11 protein-coding genes are annotated in these 18,227 nt (G+C 73.2%); 4 read left to right on the forward strand and 7 right to left on the reverse strand.

Going from position 1 to position 18,227, the window contains the following annotated elements; all coding sequences use genetic code 11:
- Positions 1-43: 43 nt before the first annotated feature.
- From FH609_RS25085 to FH609_RS25100, 4 genes are all read right to left on the reverse strand, one after another.
- Positions 44-541 carry a hypothetical protein gene (locus FH609_RS25085; RefSeq protein ID WP_139671753.1) on the reverse strand — a complete coding sequence of 166 codons (498 nt, stop codon included), beginning with the start codon at positions 539-541 and terminating at the stop codon, positions 44-46.
- 18 nt (positions 542-559) lie between these two features.
- Positions 560-1,768, reverse strand: coding sequence for an RNA-guided endonuclease InsQ/TnpB family protein (locus FH609_RS25090; RefSeq protein WP_139671756.1), 1,209 nt, complete (start codon positions 1,766-1,768; stop codon positions 560-562).
- A gap of 767 nt (positions 1,769-2,535) precedes the next feature.
- Positions 2,536-3,558, reverse strand: coding sequence for a LacI family DNA-binding transcriptional regulator (locus tag FH609_RS25095; protein WP_193318033.1), 1,023 nt, complete (start codon positions 3,556-3,558; stop codon positions 2,536-2,538).
- A gap of 105 nt (positions 3,559-3,663) precedes the next feature.
- Positions 3,664-4,929 (reverse strand): alginate lyase family protein, encoded by a 1,266-nt coding sequence (locus FH609_RS25100; RefSeq protein WP_226961936.1) that lies wholly within the window; start codon positions 4,927-4,929, stop codon positions 3,664-3,666.
- A 233-nt stretch (positions 4,930-5,162) separates the two neighbouring features.
- Between FH609_RS25100 and FH609_RS25105 the strand changes: the two genes are divergently transcribed.
- Both FH609_RS25105 and FH609_RS25110 read left to right on the forward strand, forming a co-directional pair.
- Positions 5,163-9,911 carry a fibronectin type III domain-containing protein gene (locus FH609_RS25105; protein WP_139671762.1) on the forward strand — a complete coding sequence of 1,583 codons (4,749 nt, stop codon included), beginning with the start codon at positions 5,163-5,165 and terminating at the stop codon, positions 9,909-9,911.
- A gap of 125 nt (positions 9,912-10,036) precedes the next feature.
- The gene (locus FH609_RS25110) at positions 10,037-11,041 is read left to right on the forward strand and encodes a hydroxyacid dehydrogenase (RefSeq protein WP_139671767.1); all 1,005 of its coding nucleotides are present in this window, start codon (positions 10,037-10,039) and stop codon (positions 11,039-11,041) included.
- A 1,213-nt stretch (positions 11,042-12,254) separates the two neighbouring features.
- Here FH609_RS25110 and FH609_RS25115 read toward each other — a convergent pair.
- From FH609_RS25115 to FH609_RS25125, 3 genes are all read right to left on the reverse strand, one after another.
- Positions 12,255-13,271 carry a LacI family DNA-binding transcriptional regulator gene (locus FH609_RS25115; protein ID WP_264372782.1) on the reverse strand — a complete coding sequence of 339 codons (1,017 nt, stop codon included), beginning with the start codon at positions 13,269-13,271 and terminating at the stop codon, positions 12,255-12,257.
- Between the two features lie 35 nt (positions 13,272-13,306).
- A complete protein-coding gene (locus FH609_RS31250) occupies positions 13,307-13,534 on the reverse strand; it encodes a hypothetical protein (RefSeq protein ID WP_193318034.1) in 228 nt (75 codons plus the stop codon).
- Positions 13,535-13,607: 73 nt separating this feature from the next.
- Positions 13,608-14,678 (reverse strand): LacI family DNA-binding transcriptional regulator, encoded by a 1,071-nt coding sequence (locus FH609_RS25125; RefSeq protein WP_139671771.1) that lies wholly within the window; start codon positions 14,676-14,678, stop codon positions 13,608-13,610.
- 203 nt (positions 14,679-14,881) lie between these two features.
- Here FH609_RS25125 and FH609_RS25130 point away from each other — a divergent pair, with 203 nt between their 5' ends.
- Positions 14,882-16,549 carry a glycoside hydrolase family 43 protein gene (locus FH609_RS25130; protein WP_139671774.1) on the forward strand — a complete coding sequence of 556 codons (1,668 nt, stop codon included), beginning with the start codon at positions 14,882-14,884 and terminating at the stop codon, positions 16,547-16,549.
- A gap of 336 nt (positions 16,550-16,885) precedes the next feature.
- Positions 16,886-18,199, forward strand: coding sequence for an ABC transporter substrate-binding protein (locus tag FH609_RS25135; RefSeq protein ID WP_139671777.1), 1,314 nt, complete (start codon positions 16,886-16,888; stop codon positions 18,197-18,199).
- Positions 18,200-18,227: the final 28 nt, after the last annotated feature.

The following is an 18,227-nucleotide window of genomic DNA, read 5'->3' on the forward strand; positions in this document are numbered from 1 at the left end:
CGGGATGGGCCGGCCGGGGTCCCACCGGCTCGCGGCTCGCCGGTCAGCGTCTGCGCCGGTCCTTCTGGCGGGGCGTCGCCCTCGTCTTGCCCTCGAATCTGGGAGCCCGGCGCACCGCGAGCGGGGCCCGTCCCATCGCGGCCCGCCCTCCCAGCATGTGGTTCAGCAGATCGCCGAGCCGGAAGCGGTGCGGGTCGAGAGAGGTGACGACGACGAGGACCCACCGCAGGTCGCGCACCAGCGCCTCGGCCGGCGGGGAGATCGGCACGTCGTGCCAGCGGTACTCGTTCCTGCCGACCGGGATCGTCACGGAGATCAGCCTCCAGTCGATCTCGGCATACCCACGCCGGATTCTGGGCGGCCAGCCCGCCGCTTCGGACCCGAACCTCAGGCCGAACCCCAGCTCGGCGAAGGGCTCAACCGTCGACTCCAGCCAGCCGCCCTCGGCGCGGTACCGCAGGAGCGCGACTTCGAAGGAGGGATTGACCAGGAAGACCGGAACATCGTGCGAAACCCCGCCCAGAAACAGCGGCTCCGGCATGTTGACTTCCTCCCTCGCCTAGAGGCGGGGGGTTCCAGCGGTTGCCCGCTGGGTTTCCTGCTTCACCGACGACTGCCCTGTCCGGGAGGACTCCCGTTGAGGTCTTACACCGTCTCCACAGGCAGAGGCGGCCAGCCCGGCCGCCAGAAGGTTCTTCGCCGCGTTCACATCACGGTCTTGCGTGGCGCCACACGCGCACGTCCATGTCCGGACGTGCAACGGCAACTTGGCCGCTACCGTTCCGCAGGCCCCGCACAGCTTGGAGCTGGGGAAGTAGCGGTCGATCACCACCAGTTCACGCCCGTACCAGGCGCACTTGTACTCCAGCATGGAGCGCAGCTCCCGCCAGGCGGCGTCGGAGATGGCGCGGGCGAGGGAGTGGTTCTTCAGCAGGTTGCGGACGGTCAGGTCCTCGATCACGACCGTTTGGTTCTCACGGACGAGCCGAGTCGACAGCTTGTGCAGGTGGTCGCGGCGCCGGTCGGCGATCCTGGCATGGATCTTGGCGACGCGGCGTCGGGCTTTCTCTCGGTTGGCCGAGCCCTTCGCCTTGCGGGACAACTCCCGCTGCGCGCGGGCCAGGCGGGCGCGATCCCGGCGCTCATGCTTCGGGTTGGTGATCTTCTCCCCGGTGGACAGGGTCACCAGGGAGGTGATCCCGGCGTCGATACCGACCGCCCGCGTGGTCACTGGGGCCGGGGTGATGGTGTCCTCGCACAGCATCGAGACGAACCAGCGGCCCGCGCTGTCGCGGGAGACGGTCACCGTCGAAGGACTCACACCCTCGGGCAGGGGACGCGACCAACGGATATCCAACGGCCCGACCATCTTGGCCAGCGTCAGTTGCCCGTCACGGAACGTGAACGCGGAGCGGGTGTACTCGGCCGAAGCCCGAGACCTCTTCTTCGACTTGAAACGCGGATACTTCGCCCGCTTGCCGAAGAAATTGGTGAACCCGGTCTGGAGATGCCGCAGCGCCTGTTGGAGCGGGACGCACGACACCTCGGTCAGGAAGGCCAGTTCCTCGGTCCTCTTCCACTCCGTGAGCATCGCCGAGGACTCCGCGTAGGAGATCCGGCGCTGCTCGCCGTGCCAGGCGCGGGTGCGTTCCTCCAGTGCTCTGTTGTAGACGAGGCGGACGCAGCCGAACGTGCGCGACAGCTCCGCCGCCTGCTCGCTCGTGGGGTAGAAGCGGTACCGGAAAGCCCGCCTGACCTGCCGCGCCACGCCTCACACTCTATCAACGCTCCGGTAAGCAGCGGACGTTGTATGGCGGCCGGTGGACGCCGGTCCGCCCCAACGGCGAACCGGCTTTCCCCGCCCCGCTCCGCGCGAGCTTCGTTTCCTCCCCCGGCTGACGCCGGGGGCATCCACGAAGGAGACCGATGAACGTCCCGGCGCGCCAGGTGAGATGTGCGGGCGCGGGGACGGTGTGCTCCGTCTGCTCGCGCCAGCAGGGTCGCTGGCAGGAGCCGTGGTGCAGGCTCGCCTCGGCCTGTTCCCCCACCGCGTTGACGACCAGTGAGGGCCTTCGCCACCGCGTGATCGCACGGCCGCATGTCTGGCAGTCCACCGCCGTCAGCGTCGTGGCGAGCCGGCGCAGGGTGTCCCCACCGAGACGGTCGCGGGTCGCGGCGTCGACGCGGAACTTCGTCCGGCGCATCAGTGGCTCACCCCGGGGAACGGGCCGTCGCACTCGGCGCCCGAGTTCGCGCGGTGTCCCGCGCCGACGCCATCCCGGGCGAGGCGGCCGCCCTCCGTCAACGCTGTCATCGCCCCATGCTGGAGCACGCGTTCCGGGACCCGTCCCGGAGCCGCCGCCGGCCCCCGGCCCAGCCCGACGCGCCGGCCCGCCGTGCCCCCGGCTCAACGCGCCCCGGCCCGGCCGCCGGCCGCCGGCGCCCCGGCCACCCGTCTCCCGAGGCGCGGCGCCAGCCGGCACCGCGCCAGCCGGCACCGCCCCAGTCGGCACCGCGCCAGCCGGCGCCGCCGGGTCAGCCGGAGTCGCGGACCAACAGGCGGTGGCGGCGCTCCCGTTGGGCGCCCCGGCCGCCGCGCGGGGCCTGGCCGGAGAGGATGTCGGCGGCGGCCTCGACCGCCGCCCGGCCCAGGCCGCGCGGGTCCAGGTCGACCGTGGTCAGCGGCGGCGAGCTGTAGGCCCCCAGCTGGATGCCGTCCATCGCCACCACCGCGACGTCGTCGGGGATCGCCACGCCCCTGCGGGTGAGTTCGTGCATCACGCCCAGCGCCATCACGTCGTTGAAGACGAACACCGCGTCGACCCCGGGGGAGCGGTCCAGCAACTCGCCCACCGCGACGCTCGCGCCGGCCGGCGACTCGTCCGCGCTGACCACGCCGCCCCGTTCGTCCCAGATGCCGGCGGCCCTGGCCAACTCGGAGAACACCGGGGCGCGGACGCTGGGCCCGCCGGTGGTGCTGCCGTCGATCATCGCGACCCGGCGGCGGCCCGTCTCCTCGAACCGCCGCACCACCAGCCCCAGATCGTGTTCCACCGCGAACCGGAAGCCGGCGTCCGCGCTGTCCCCGTCCGAGATGTCCAGCTGGATCAGCGGTCCGGTGAACGAGGGCAGCGCGGAGCCGATCTCCGGCGGCAGGTAGCCGATGACGGCGTCCACCTCGGGCGCCATGTCCCGCACCACGGCCAGCGCGTCCCGGCCGCCCGAGCCCACATAGCTCAGGTGCAGGTTCCACTGGCGGCCGTGGACGGCGTCGATGACGCTCTCCGCGATCTCGGCGAAGAACGGGTTCCACAGGGAGCGGATCACCAGGCCCAGCGTGGTGCCCGGCCCCTGGACCATCGCCCGGGCCGCCCGGTTGGGCCGGTACCCCAGGAGCGAGGCCGCCCGCAGCACCCGGGTCCTGGTCTCGGCGCTGATGCCCGTCATGTCGTTCATGGCCCGGGTGACGGTCTGCCGGGAGACCCCGGCGAGCCGCGCCACGTCGTGGATGGTGACCCGCCCCGCGACGGTGGTCGACCCGCTCTCACCTGTGCTCACGGCGCCCATGCTAACGACCGGCCCCCCTCCGGGTGCCGCCGCACCCGGAAGGCCGAACGGACGAGGAGCGGCGTGGCCGGGCGTTCGCGTGGCCGGTGCGCGGCGTCAGCGGACGTAGGCCAGGGTGCCGAAGCCCAGTTCGTCGAAGCCGCCGCTGGTGGTGCCGTAGTCGCCGCCGCCGCCCTCGGGGCTGTTGGCGCGGGCGATCGCGGACAGGTTGGGGGTGGCCAGGCCCCGCCGGCCGGCGTAGTGGTGGTAGACCCGCTCCCAGACCGGGCGGACCTGGCCGCGCCCGGCGGAGCTGATCACGGTGTGCTCTCGCGGCGCGCAGTTCTGCCCGGTGCCCCACTGGTAGGGGGTGAACGGGACGTCGTTGCCCAGGTTGTAACGGGCCACGTACTCGCACGCCTTGAGGAAGCGGTTGCCGTCGGCGCCGTAGAGGTCCACGCCCTGGTTCCAGGCCATCTCGCAGAGGGTGCCCATCAGCCCGATGCCCATGATGGTGTGCCCCTGGTCGCGGCCGCTCTCCTGCCACTGGGCGAGGTCGCCGTGCAGGTGCGGAACGGCGTGCGGCAGCGACCCGTTGCCCTCGCCGTTGTGGAAGTAGTCCACGGCGCGGTCGAAGAGGGCCTGGTCGTCGTTGAGGATGCCGAACGACATGATCGCCGCCATGTTGCACAGGTCCCAGTTGGCCCAGTAGTTGGTGATGCAGGCGTCGTTGTGGTTGACCAGGAAGCTGTCGCACAGCGGGTAGAAGACGTCCATCAGCATGGTCTGGAAGCGGCCCAGGTCGAAGCCGTCGTAACCGCGCATGATCTCGGCCGCGTTGGCGAACTGGTAGCCGTAGATCCCGGACGCCAGGAAGCGGTCCGCGTTCCCGGTGACCGTGGTCAGGGTGCCCGACCAGGCGTTGAGGATGTCGCGCGCCTTGTCGCCGTGCGCGGTGTCCCCGCTGACCTTCCAGCGCAGCGCGTTCTGGTAGGCGGCGTGGACGTCGTTGTAGAGCTGCGGGTAGTTCTGCCCGTCGCCGCCCCGGATGATGGTGGCGGTCGGGCGCTCGGCCCAGGTCGCCGAGGAGTGGCCGTTGGCGGTGAGCCGGTTCCAACCGGACAGCCAGGGCTGGGTGTTGGCCTCGACGTGGCCGCGCATCCGGTCGAAGTCGGCCTGGGCGTGCAGCATTCCGGGATGGGTGAAGGCCAGCGGGCGGACCGGGTCGCCGCCGGTGCCGGCCGCCGGGGCGGCGCCGGCCGTGGAGCGCGCGGCCTGCGCGGTGTAGGCGAGGCCGCCGACGACGGCGGCTCCCGTGCCGAGCACGGCCGTCTTCAGCAGCCGCCGCCGGCTGGTCATGTCGCGCCCATGTCGTCCCTGCATGAGTAACGCACCTTTCGGATGTGGGGGGTTGGGTGCCGCACATGGTGGTCGGGAACGTTCACGGCGGAACCGGGCGCGCGCGGAATTGGAAAGTTTTCCGTCGGCGCCGAGCGGTTCTCGCCGGGCGGGTACCGGGGTACCTTCCTGCGTCAGAAATCGATATCTATCGGCGGGTCGCCGCCGCAGCCCAGCGGGGCCGTGGCGGAGGAGGTCGTCACCGAGGAGGAGCCGTCATGTACCCGACGCGAAGAGCGGCCTGGGGACCACCGCCGCGCGGCCGGCAGCCCGCGCTGGTCGCGGTGCTCCTGCTGGCCCTGCTGGCCGGCCTGTTGGGCGCCGGCGCCGCCCCGGCCGCCCGGGCCGACGACCGGGGCCGCCACGAGGACCTGCTGGTCTTCGGCGACGAGGAGTCCGAACGCGCCCACGCGCTGCACGCCCCCGACTCCGCCGTCGTCACCGGCGGCTCCGGCCAACTCGCCCGCGTCGCCCAGCCGTTGGACCCGCCCGACCTCCACGCCGGCGACCTCACCTTCACCATGGCCGTCGACCCCCAGGACCAGAACTACCTCACCGTCCGGTTCTGGGGCGGCGACACCAGCACGGAGAAGACCCTCGTCGAGGTCAACGGCGAGCAGCTCGGCTACCGCCGCTCCGGCGACTGGGAGGCGCTCAACCCCGGGCACGCCAACCCCGTTCCCGGCCGCTACTACCACGCCACCGTGCTGCTGCCGCTGTCGATGACCCAGGGCAGCGAACGGGTCGAGATCACCCTGACCTCCTTCGCCAACGACTTCGCCACCCCGCTCACCGAGCCCTCGCGCGGCTTCTACCGGGCCTACACCCACACCGATCCGGCCCTCGACCTCGGCGGCGAGGACCTACCCGACGAGCCCCTGCCCACCGACGTCGCCGACGACCTCCCCGCCGAGGAGCGCCAGGCCCTGGTCGACGGCTACCGGCAGACCCAGATCGACAACTTCGAGGCCATGTCGGAGACCATCGACGCCGACCCCGAGGCCCGGCTCAGCATCGAGCGCTACAAGGACGACCTGCGCTTCTACGCCACCGCGCTGACCACCGACTGGTCACCGGCCCGCACGCCCGGGGAGCGACGGGCCGCGCTGGAGCGGATCTTCCAGACCGTCGACAACTGGGTGACCGCCTACTACGGCGACACCATGTCGCTGGGCAACGGCGGCCACCAGTCCGACTGGGGCGGCTACTACGGCGCGCTCGGCGAGGCGCTCTACATCGTCGAGAACCTGATCGCCGACGAGGAGGTGCTGGGCCGCGAGGCGTTCGAGGCGTTCCTGGCCGAGCCGTTCGACACCGGCACCGAGGCCGGCGAGACCTCCCTCGCGCCCGTCGACCTCGACGGCGGCCAGCTCACCCGGGGCGAGGCGTGGGAGCGCACCCTGAAGGCCAACTTCGACTTCGCGCGCTCCCGGCTGTCCTACATCTACAACCAGGTGATGTACACCTACGAGGGCGCCTGGGAGGCCCACGAGGGGCTGCGGGTCATCGGCAGCGACTTCTACGAGGGCCGGGAGCGCGGCCACCGGATCGCCCGCGAGGCGCTGGGCCTGGCGCCCTTCCTCGGCGAGGAGGTCCTGGTCGGCCCCGAGGGCGAGGAACTCGACCTGTTCCACTCGCTCTTCTACCACGACCGCACCGCCCGCTACACCGAGGACTACCGGCAGATCGTGATGAAGGGCCTCGCCACGAGCGCCCTCGACGAGAACGGTGAGATCGAGCGCCGCCGCCCGCTGGGCGACCACTACACCACCGTCACTCAGGCCGGCCTCACCCGCGAGAACGGCTATGTCGGCAACTACGGCGAGTCCACCAACTACCTGCCCGAGTGGTTCCACCGCACCTGGGGGCACGAGGGCGACGAGGAACTCAACGACGACATCCTTGAGTTGGCGCTCCGCAACCACCACGCCCGCTCCCACACCCGGTACAGCGACACCGACGCGGACGGCAACCGCGTCATGCGGATGAACCAGGTCGTCGACGAGCGCAACACCGGCTTCCCCGGAAAGCTCGCCTACGTCAGCGTGGACCGGCCGATGCACTACGCCTCCCTGGAACACCACATGGTCCAGCACCCGGAGCGCTACCGGGGCGAGGAGTGGGAGGAGACCTGGCGGCACGCCGCCGAGGCCGTCGGCGCGATGCAGCAACAGCTCGCCGACCACCAGTACTTCAACAACTTCGCCGCCTACGCCGAGGCCAAGTGGCGCGAGGACCTGCGGCTGCCCGCCACCTACGCCTACGTCACCGGCGGCCGCGCCGACCACGACCGCTTCGCCGGCCAGGCCATGGCCGGACTCGCCCTGCCGCAGACCGACTTCACCCGCTACACCGAGGAGCAGCTGGCCGAACTCGACGTGGACCCGGCCGACTACGAGCGCTTCGCCTGGGTGGACGTCGACAACGCCTTCGTCTCGCTGCGCGACGGCGACACCCGGATCTTCGGCGCGCTCAACGAACGCCAGCGCGGCTACGCCGGCAACGGCCGGCTCCACGTGCAACGCCCCGACCACAGCGCGATCGTGCAGATCGAGACCGAGGGCGTCTTCCGCTACCGGGACTACTACGGGCGGATGGACAACATCGACGTGGACTTCATGGAGGACCAGCAGACCGGCGGCGCCGACGCGCCCCAGGCGCTGGCCGGCGAGATCGCGCCCATCACCTACCAGCCGGGCGTCGGCGAGGTGCGGCGGGAGAACTTCGAGGCCGACCACGCCTACTCCGGCTACCCCGACCTGCTGACCGCCCAGTACGACCGCTACCTGTTCGCGTTCAACACCACGCGCGAGGAGTACGGCAACGAGTCGGTCCACCGGGTCGCGGTGCCGCCCGGCACCCGGGGCCGGGTGCTCGACCTGGTCTCCGGGGAACGCCTCCCGGTGCGCGACGGCGCGGTCTCCCTCGCCCCCAACTCCGCGCTGGTGCTGCGGCTCGACGACGCGACCCGGCCCGAGACCCCCGCCAACGTGGACTTCACCCACGCCACGCCCGGCGACGGCGAGGTCGCCCTCAGCTGGAACCCGTCCGCCGGCGCCGAGTCCTACACCGTGCGCCGCGCCACCCGCGAGGACGGCCGCTACACCACCGTCGCCCGGGGCGTCACCGACACCCACCACGTGGACACGACCGCGCGCGGCGGGCGGACGTACTACTACACCGTCACCCCGGTCAACGAGCACGGCGCCGGCAACCCCTCCTACCGCGCAGAGGCCGAGGTCGCGGCACCCGTCTCCGGCGAACTGGCCGGCTCCGGCTGGCGCGACGACCGGCTCGGCTCGATCACCGAGGGCGGCGCCGCCGTCGAGGACGGCGCGGTGACGATCGACGGCGGCGACGGCGCCGGGCTGGGCCGCGGGGACGACTACATGCTGCACACCCGGGACATCGACGACGCGCTGCACTTCGTCAACCGCCCGCTGGTCGGCTCCGGCACGGTCACCGCGCGGCTGGACGGTCACCAGGGCGCGGCCACCGGGATCATGCTGCGCGACGGCAACGACCCCGACACCCGCCACGACCGCTACGCCTATCTCGGTGCCGACGCCGAGGGGCGACTCGTGTTCGCCAACCGCTCGCGGGACAGCCGCCACGACTGGCAGGACGACGTGCGCAGCCCGTTGACCCGCACCCTCGACGGCGTCACCGCCGCGTCCCACCCCTGGCTGCGGCTGGCCCGCGACGCCGGGACCGGGCAGGTCACGGCCCTGGTCTCCGCCGACGGCGCCGCATGGCAGGTCGTGGGGCGGCTGTTCACCCCGCTGCCGGGGGACGTGCACGCCGGAGTGACGGCGGCCGGCTCGGGCGCGTTCGCCTCCGTCGAGGTGGCCGCCACCGAACCGGGCCGGCTGACGCCCTACCTGACGCGCGAGGCGGACCGGGTCACCCTGGAGTGGAACAAGCCCAAGGACGCCGTGGGCTTCGAGGTCTACCGCACCGACGACCCGGAGACGGCCGCCGGCGACCCGGCCGAGGAGCCCGAGGGCTGGGAGCGGATCGCCGAGGGCCGCGCCACCACGGCGACCGACCAACTCCGGGTCGGCCAGGCGCACTACCGGGTCGTCGCCCGGCTCGCCGACGGTGGACACCGCACCTCGCCCGAGGCGCTGACGGCCACCGCCGAGCCGCTGGCCGAGGTCGTCGCGCGCGCCCGGGAGGTGGCACGGGACGGTTACACCCGGGGCAGCCACTTCCTCTTCGCCGAGGAGGTCGAGGCCGTCGCCCGCGCCGCCGAGGAGCCGGACGCCGACGTGCCGGCGCTGGTGGACCGGGTCCACGCGGCCTACGAACTGCTGGTGGACGGCGACACCCTCCTGACCCCGCTGCCGGTGACCGAGGAGATGGTGACGGCCTCGACCCCGCCCTGGGGCGAGCCCGACGGCAGCCCGGCCGCCAACGGCTGGCGCGCCTTCGACGGCGATCCGGCGACCTTCACCGACACCACGGCCGCCGTCAGCTGGATCGCCGTTGACCCGGGCGGGCGGGGGCCGTTGACCCTGGACGCGCTGCGCGTCCAGCCCCGCTCGACCCACGTGGCCCGGGCCAACGGCACGGAGGTGCAGCGGTCCTCGGACGGCGGGGAGAGCTGGGAGACCATCCACACCATCGAGGGCGTCACCGAGGCCGGCTGGTACGAGGCGGCGTTCCCCGAGCCGGTGGACGTCCCGCTGCTGCGGTTCCTCGACGAGCACGACGGGCGGTCCAACCTCGCCGAGATCGAGCTGCTGGCCCGTGCCGTCGACACCACCCTGGCGACGGTGCTGCTGGAGCGGGCCGACGGGCTGGACCGGGAGCGCTTCACCGAGGAGAGCCTGGCGGCCGTGGACGCCGCCGTCGAGGCGGCCCGCGCCGCCTCGACGGCCGAACACCCGGAGCAGGAGGCGGTGGACACCGCGACGGACGCGCTGCGGGAGGCCCTCGACGGGCTGGTGACACGCGGCAGTTGACGCCCGGCGGCCCGGGGCCCACCGGCCCCGGGCCGCTTGACCTCCTCGCGGTCGCCGCATAGGTTGGCCGCTTAGAGAACGATTTCTATGACTTTCCACAGCTGTTCAGGAGGGACTTTCCCCCGATGTCTGAGCGTCCCTCGGTGCTGTTCGCGCTGGACCCCGAGCACCTTCCGCTGCTCTTTCCGCCGGACCTGATGGCCCGCCTCACCGCCACCGCCGACCTGGACCCGACCCTGGTCGCCGACCTCGACGACCCCGCCTCCCGCCGGCTGCTCGCCTCGACCGAGGTGCTGGTCACCGGCTGGGGCTGCCCGCCGCTCACCCCCGAGACCCTGGCCGCCGCACCCCGGCTGCGCGCCGTCCTGCACACCGGCGGCTCCGTCAAGTACCTGCTGCCGAACGAGGGTTGGGAACGCGGCCTGTTGGTCTCCTCGGCCGCCGCCGCCAACGCGCTGCCCGTGGCGGAGTACGCCCTGGGCATGATCCTCCTGGCCGGCAAGGGCGTCCTCACCCTCGCCGACCGCTACCGCGCCGAACGCCGCTTCACCCTCGGCGAGGTGCACCGGGACGTGGGCAACGTCGGCCGCCGCGTCGGCCTGATCGGAGCCTCCCGCATCGGCCGCCGCCTGATCGAACTGCTGCGCCACCACGACCTCGACGTCGTCCTCCACGACCCCTACGTCGACGAGGCCGACGCCGCCCGGCTCGGCGCGCGCCTGGTCGGGGTCGCCGAACTCTTCCGCGAGAGCCACATCGTCAGCGTCCACGCGCCGGCCGTGCCCGAGACCCACCACCTGGTGGACCGGGCGGCCCTCGCCTCCATGCGCGACGGGGCGGTTCTGCTCAACACCGCGCGCGGCAGCCTCGTCGACCACGAGGCCCTCACCGAGGAGTTGGTCTCCGGCCGGCTCAGCGCGATCCTCGACGTCACCGAGCCGGAGCCGCTGCCCGCCGACTCGCCGCTCTGGGGCCTGCCCAACGTCCTCCTCACCCCGCACATCGCCGGCTCGCACGGCAACGAGCTGAGCCGGCTGGGCCGCACCGCCGTCGAGGAACTGGAACGCCTGGCGGCCGGCCACCCGCTCCGCCACCGCGTCCACCGGGCGGAACTCCACCGAGCGGCGTAGCCCCTGCCGGGGCGGGGCGGGGCGGAGGGGTGGGGTGGTGCGGGTGGTGTGTTGGGTGCGGGGTTTGTCTGCGGGCCGGTGGCCGGTGCGGGGCAGCCCGACTGGTCGCCGTCCCTCGACGAGACGCGCCCACAGGGGTGGAAGGCTCTGGCGCGGGCCACGACGCCGGGCCTACATGGCGCACGATCGGCCGGGTGCGGGCGTAACGAATACCGGCAAGAGGCTGGCTGGGAAGGGGGGCGCGGCTTCCGGGAGGTGGAGTTCGTTGCCGAACGGAGACCAGCTCTGGCGACCGTGCCCTCCGGGCGCGGGGACCGCGCCGAGTTCGGGGGACGGCCGGCGGCTGGGGGCGTACGTGGCGCGCACCGGCTTCGCCGGCCTGCCCCGGCATGTCGCCCGTCTCGGACGTGACCGATCGTCGGACGACTGAAGGGGGACGGCCCTCGCCACTCCACTCCGCCGGCAGGACGGGGCGTTCGGTCAACGACCACGCTGCCGCGCGAACATCGCCTGCCGGTGAGGTAGTCCGCACCTTGTCCGCTTCCGGGCAGGGGGGGTGGGGGTCTCTTTCTGTAGGTGCCCGTCTAGAGTTGAACGATCTGTTCACTTCCAAACGGGCACCTAGAAAAAAGGTCCCCCACCCCCCGCGGCGCGCCCGCCTTCGGGAGTCGACGGCCCGCTGACTACCAAGACGGCAGGCGATGTTCGCGCGGCAGCGTGGTCATTAACCGAACACCCCACCTACCGCCCGCCCCACCCGAACAACCGGCACCGTCCCGTTCAGTCGCCCGATGATCGGTTAGGTCCGAGACGGGCGACATGCCGGGGCAGGCCGGCGAAGCCGGTGCGCGCCACGCACGCCCCCAGCGGCCAAACGACCCTCGAACTCGGCGCGGTCCCTGCGCCCGGAGGGCACGGTCGCCATTCCCGACCACCCCTGGCGGCAACGAACTCCACCTCCCGGAAGCCGCGCCCCCCTTCCCAGCCAGCCTCCTGCCGGTATTCGTTACGCCCGCACCCGGCCGATCGTGCGCCATGTAGGCCAGGCGTCGTAGCCCGCGCCAGAGCCCCAACCCCTCACAACGAGTCTCGTCGACCAACAAACGACCAGTCGGGCTGCCCCGCACCGGCCACCGGCCCGCACCCGAAGGCCCGCACCACCCACCACCCGCACCCCGCACCCGAACCGCCGCCCTCTCGTTCCCGCCGCACGTCAACGCGGCGGGGCGGTCGACTCGCGGACCACCACATGGGTGCCCAGCAGCGCGTGGCGGCCGGGTGGGGCGGGGCGGCCGTCGGGGGCGAGGGCCAGCCGGACGGCTGTGCGGCCCATCTCGGCATAGGGAACGTGCACCGTGGTCAGCCGGGGACGGAGATCCGTGGCCGGCGCCACATCGTCGTAGCCGACCAGCGACACGTCGCGCGGCACGTCGAGCCCGGCGTCCCGAAGGGCGCCCAGCGCCCCCGCCGCAACCTCGTCGGTGGCCGCGAAGACGGCGGTGAAGTCCCGTGCGCGGCCCAGCCGTTCCCGCAGCGCGGCATGGGCATCCTCGCGCCGGAAGGGGCACGGCACGACCAACTCCGGCGCGGCCGGCAGCCCCATGGTCGCCAACGCCCTGCGGTAGCCGGCCAGTCGGCCGGTGACGGTCGTCGAGCCGTCCGGCCGGTCGCCCAGGAAGAGCACCCGGCGGTGCCCACCGGCCAACAGCCGGCTGGTGACGGCGAACGCGCCCGACTCGTTGTCGTACTCGACGACCGTGGTCGGGGCACCCGGGTCCAGCGGCGGCCTGCCGCAGAGCACCAGCCGCGAGCCCGACGCGTCCAGCGCGTGCGCGATGCGCGCCATCTGGGCCCGGTACTGGGCGTTGTCCACCACGCCGCCGATGAGGATCACGGCGCTGGCACCCTGTTCCCGCATCAGGCGCACCGCCGCCAACTCCCGTTCAGCGTCGCCGTGGGTGGTGCAGATCAGGCTGAGCAGCCCGGCGCGCGCCGTCTCCTCCTCGATGCCGTGGGCGACCTCCGCGAACGACGGCCCCCGCACGTCGTTCAGCACGAACGCCACGCTTCCGGTCCGCCGGCCGCGCAGGGCGCGGGCGTGAGTGTTGGCGACATAGTCCAACTCCCGCACGGCCCGCAGCACGCGCTGCCGGGTGGCGGGGGCCACCGGGTAGTTGTCGGCCAACACCCGGGAGACCGTGGCCATGGAGACGCCCGCGTGCGCGGCCACGGCCCGCAGCGTGGCCCGGCGCGAGCCGGCCGCCACTACGCGGACCCGGGGGAGGGGCGACCCGGACCGACGACCCGGAGCATCCGCACCACCTCGACCACCCCGGCCGCCCCCAACGCCCTCCCCATCCCACCCATCCCGACCACCCCGCCCATCCCGACCACCCCGCCCATCCCGACCACCCCGCCCATCCCGACCACCCCGCCCATCCCGAACACCTCGACCCCTTCAACCCTTTCGACCACTTCGTTCACCTCACTCACCTCACTCACCTCGAACGTCACGGCGGGCACGGACGGCGCCGGCCCACACGCCCCGGCGGCCGTTCCACGCCGCTCAGCGCCGGGCCGCCTCGCCGAGGTGGGCTTCGGCGGGCGGCGACGTGCTGGAGCCGAGGCGGAGGACCGGCGGCAACTCGACCCAGTGCGGGCCCTGTTGGGCGCGGACGGCGCCGTCCAGGAGCAGCGCCAACGCCTCGGCGGCCAGTTCAGCCACCGGCCGGCACACCGTGGTCAGCGCGGGAGCGCACGCCCAGTCGGGCGACGGTTCGCCGAAGGCCACCACGCTCAGCTCATCGGGCACCCGCACGCCCCGGGCCGCCGCCTCCAGCAGGACCGCCGCCGCGAGGGTGTCGGAGGAGACGAAGACCGCCGTCGGCCGGCCGTCGATCCGCGCCAGCAGCTCCCCGACCGCCCGCCGCGCCGATCCCCGGCCGGGTTCTCCCGGCCGCACCAGCGCGTTCGGCACCGCGACGCCGGCGCCGGCCAACCTGGCGCGGAGGCCGGCGACCCTGGCCCGGTCGGCGGGCGAGCCGTCCGGCCCGGTGAGTACCGCGATCCTGCGGTGGCCCAGGGCGAGGAGGTGGTCGGCCGCCTGGGCCCCGGCCAGCCGGTTGGCCGTGGCCACCCACGGAACCTCGTCCGGCGGCGCGGTCTCCGGGTCGACCATCACGAAGCGCGTTCCGTGCTCCAGCAGCCGGCCGTAGACCCGGGGCGGCAGGCCGCGCACGTGGAAGAGCAGGCCGCCGGCCGGCCGGCGGCGCGGCTGCGGCAACCAGTCGGGCGTGGCGTCCCGCCACCGCTCCGGCGGCGGGACGACGGAGACCAGCAGCCCGAACCCCCGTCCGCTGGCGGCCCGTTCGACGGCCTGGAGCACGGCGGCCGTCCCGGGGCGGTCCAGGCCGCCGGTCACCAGCTCGACCAGGGGCCGCCTGGCGACCGGGTCGGGGGCGGTCGGCCTGGCGTAACCGAGCCGCCTGGCGGCCAGCGCCACCCGCCGGCGGGTCTCGGGGGCGACGCCCAGCCGGCCGTTGACCACCTTGGAGACGGTCGGCACGGAGACGCCCGCCTCGCGGGCCACGGCGGCCATGGTGGGGCCCGTACCGCGCGCGCCGTCGGTGCCGTCCATCGCTCTCCTCTCCCGGGATCGCGGATAGATCGTAGTAAACGTGTTCTGAACATTACGCCCGGGTGCCGGACCCGTGAAGCCGTTGAACGCCCTGCGTTCCTGCTGGCGTCCTGTTGACGTCCGCTCGGCCACCCGCCTACTTTCCAACAATCGTTATCTGTACGGTATCCCCGTCCGCGCCGCCACCCTCCGAAAGGAATCCGGTGTCCGCCCCAGCGCCCCGCGCGATCGTCAACCCCGTGCTTCCCGGCTTCCACCCCGACCCCTCGATCGTCCGGGTCGGCTCCGACTACTACCTCGCCACCAGCACCTTCGAGTGGACACCGGCCGTCCGGCTGCACCACTCCAGGGACCTGGTGCACTGGCGCTCGCTGGGCGGCGCGCTCGATGGCGCCGACCTTCCCCCGCTGCGCGGCGTCCCGGACTCCGGCGGCGTCTGGGCACCCTCGCTCAGCCACCACGACGGCCGCTTCTGGCTGGTCTACAGCGTGGTGCGGCACGTCGGCTCGCCCTACAAGGACGTGGACAACTACCTGGTGACCGCCGAGGCGCCGACCGGCCCCTGGTCCGAGCCGGCGCACCTCAACTCCTCGGGCTTCGACGCCTCGCTCTTCCACGACGAGGACGGCCGGCACTGGCTGGTCAACGTCGAGTGGGACCACCGCCCCGACCGGCCCTCCTTCGCGGGCATCGTCCTCCAGGAGTACGACCCGGGGGAGCGGCGGCTGACCGGGCCCGTCACCACCATCGCCCGCAAGGACCGGCTGATCGAGGGCCCCAACCTCTACCGCCGCGACGGCTGGTACTACCTGATGCTCGCCGAGGGAGGGACCGGCTGGGAGCACGGCATCAGCATGGCTCGCGCCCGCGAGATCGCCGGCCCCTACGCGTTCGACCCGGTGCCCGACGTGCTCACCTCGCGCGGCCGCCCCGAACTGCCGCTCCAGAAGGCGGGGCACGGGGAGTTGGTCGCCACCCCGGAGGGGGAGTGGTACCTGGCCCACCTCGCCAGCCGCCCGGTCGCCTCGCCCACCGGCGAACCTCGGTGTGTGCTGGGGCGGGAGACCTGCCTCCAGCGCGTGGTCTGGCGCGACGGCTGGCTGCGCCTGGCCGACGGCACGACGGAGGCCGCGCTGACCACCCCCGCCCCGGGCGCGGCCGCGCCGGCACCCCCGGCCCCGGACGGCCCGGCCCCGAGGAGCGTGGCCCGCCGTCCCCGGCGCGGCGGGCCGGGCGAGGACGGCGGCCCCTGGCGTTCTCCCGAGTGGAGCGCGCTGCGCCGCCCGATCGACGACTCCTGGGCCTCGCTGACCGAACGGCCGGGCTGGCTGCGGCTGTTCGGCGGCCAGAGCCCACACTCCCTGTTCGACCAGAGCCTGTTGGCCCGGCGGGTCACCGACACCCGGCAGTCCCTCACGGTCGGGATGGAGTTCCACCCCACCCGGTTCTCGCAGGCCGCCGGGCTCATCGCCTGGTACGACACCTCCACCTACTACTACCTGCGGGTCAGCCACGACGAGCGGCGCGGGCGGGTGCTCGGCCTGGTGCTCCGCGACGACGGGGCGTACGCCGAGCCGCCGGAGACCGTGGTCGAGTGCGAGGACTGGCCGGACGAGATCCTGCTGCGGGCGCGGCTGGACGGCGCCTCGCTGTGGCTGGAGGCGGCGCCGGAGGAGGGGAGTTGGCGGCGGATCGGCCCCGAGCTGGACGCCACCCGGCTCTCCGACGACTACGGCAGCCGGCTGCGGTTCACCGGGGCGTTCCTCGGGATCTGCGCCCAGGACCTGGGCGGGACGAGGGCGCCGGCCGACTTCCGCGCACCCCGGTTCCGCGCCGGCGCGGCGGGTGGCGACCCCGTCGGGAGGCCCTAGGGGCCCGGCACCGGACGCCCCGCCGCCACCCCCTGATGTCCACGTGACGTCCACCCCGTTGACGTCCACCCCGGCGGCGTCTAGCGTGCGGGAACACATCGCGGCCACCGGGGCGCGGAGTCGTCTCCCTTGATAGAAAAGGTTATCTTGTGGCTCGCCGCGCCCCGGCCGAGAGGCGTGGTCCATCCGCGCCAAGTCGGCGGCCGGTATCCGGACTTGTCGCCCAACTTCCGGCCCGTCCCAGGGCCCGACGAGCGGGTGGCGGTCGACGGCCGTAATAGAAAACGATTGCTAACAATCCCGAGAACGATCCCGAGAAGAAGGCAGGGACCCAGCATGGGCAACGCGAAGAGGCGCTGGCTGGTCGGGGGTGTCGCCTGCGCCCTGGTGGCCACGAGCGCTGCCTGCGGGGGCGACGGCGACGGCGACGGGGCGGACGGCCCGGTCGTGATCGAGCTGTGGAGCGACAAGGCCGGCACCCGCGCCGGCGTCGAGGCGTTCAACTCCGCCCACGAGGACATCCAGATCCGCTATGTCGAGGTGCCCGCACCGGAGATCGCCGGCAACCTCAACAACGCGCACGAGGCGGGCGACGCCTCCCAGACGGCCTGCCTGGCCCAGACCGACAACCGCAACGGCGCCATGCTGGTGGCCCAGGGCGTGATCGCCGACATCGGCGAGGCGCTGGAGCCGCACGCGGGGCACTTCGCCGACGGCTCCCTGGACGCGCTCTCCATCGCCGACACCGTCTACGCCGTGCCCAACCAACGGCAGCCCATCTTCACCATGTTCCACCGCCCCACCTTCGAGGAGCGCGGGCTGGAGTACCCCACCACCTGGGAGGAGGCCATCGAGGTCGGCCGGCAGCTGCGCGAGGACGGCGTCCACGTCTTCAACCTCGCCGGCGAGGACCCCTCCACGTTCATGGGCCTGGCCTGGCAGGCCGGCGCCCGCTGGTACCAGGTCGAGGGCGACGCCTGGCGCGTCGACTTCCTCGACGAGGGCTCGCGGTGGGCGGCCGACATCATGCAGACCCTCCTCGACGAGGACCTGGTGGAACGCATCTCCTACGCCGAGTACGCCGCCATGATGCAGCGCTACGACCAGGGCGGCATCGCCATGCGCCAGCTCTCCACCTGGCAACTCGCCGGCCACCAGCGGAACATGGACGCCTCCCTCGGCCAGTGGGAGCCGGCGCCCAACCTGGCGGCGCCCGGGCAGGACATCGCCCTCTCCGCCGCCGACACCAGCGGCTACGCGGTGACCGCGCTCTGCGAGCACCAGGAGGAGGCGGTCGAGGCGGCGGTGTGGCTGGCCACCGAGCAGGAGCCGGTCGCCGCGATGGCCGACCCGGTCGACGGCTCCGGCTGGTACCCGGCGGTCACCGACCCCGCGCCCTACCTGGCGGAGCTGGTGCCCGAGCAGCTCTTCGGCGAGCACGCCGACCGCACCGTCCCCGTGATCGAGGAGGCGTCCGAGTACGCCGAGGGCTGGACCTACGGCCCCAACTCCATGGCCATGTACGAGGAGTTGGCCGACCAGTGGGGCAAGGCCATGAACGGCGAGGTCGCCGTCGCCGACGTGCTGACCCACATGCAGCGCTGGACGGTGGCCGACCTGGAACGGCAGGGCGTCAACGTTGTCGAGTGACCAGCGCACCGCCGCCCCGCCCACGCCG

The sequence above is a fragment of the Streptomyces sp. 3MP-14 genome, assembly GCF_006334905.2.
In the GTDB taxonomy this organism is placed as follows: Bacteria; Actinomycetota; Actinomycetes; order Streptomycetales; family Streptomycetaceae; genus Streptomyces; species Streptomyces triticirhizae.

Excerpts from the sequence above, each read along its gene's own strand:
- FH609_RS25135 (WP_139671777.1), top strand. The coding sequence starts at position 16,886 with ATGGGCAACGCGAAGAGGCGCTGGCTGGTCGGGGGTGTCGCCTGCGCC.
- FH609_RS25110 (WP_139671767.1), top strand. The coding sequence starts at position 10,037 with ATGTCTGAGCGTCCCTCGGTGCTGTTCGCGCTGGACCCCGAGCACCTT.
- FH609_RS25125 (WP_139671771.1), bottom strand. The coding sequence starts at position 14,678 with ATGGACGGCACCGACGGCGCGCGCGGTACGGGCCCCACCATGGCCGCC.
- FH609_RS25085 (WP_139671753.1), bottom strand. The coding sequence starts at position 541 with ATGCCGGAGCCGCTGTTTCTGGGCGGGGTTTCGCACGATGTTCCGGTC.
- FH609_RS25100 (WP_226961936.1), bottom strand. The coding sequence starts at position 4,929 with ATGCAGGGACGACATGGGCGCGACATGACCAGCCGGCGGCGGCTGCTG.
- FH609_RS25105 (WP_139671762.1), top strand. The coding sequence starts at position 5,163 with ATGTACCCGACGCGAAGAGCGGCCTGGGGACCACCGCCGCGCGGCCGG.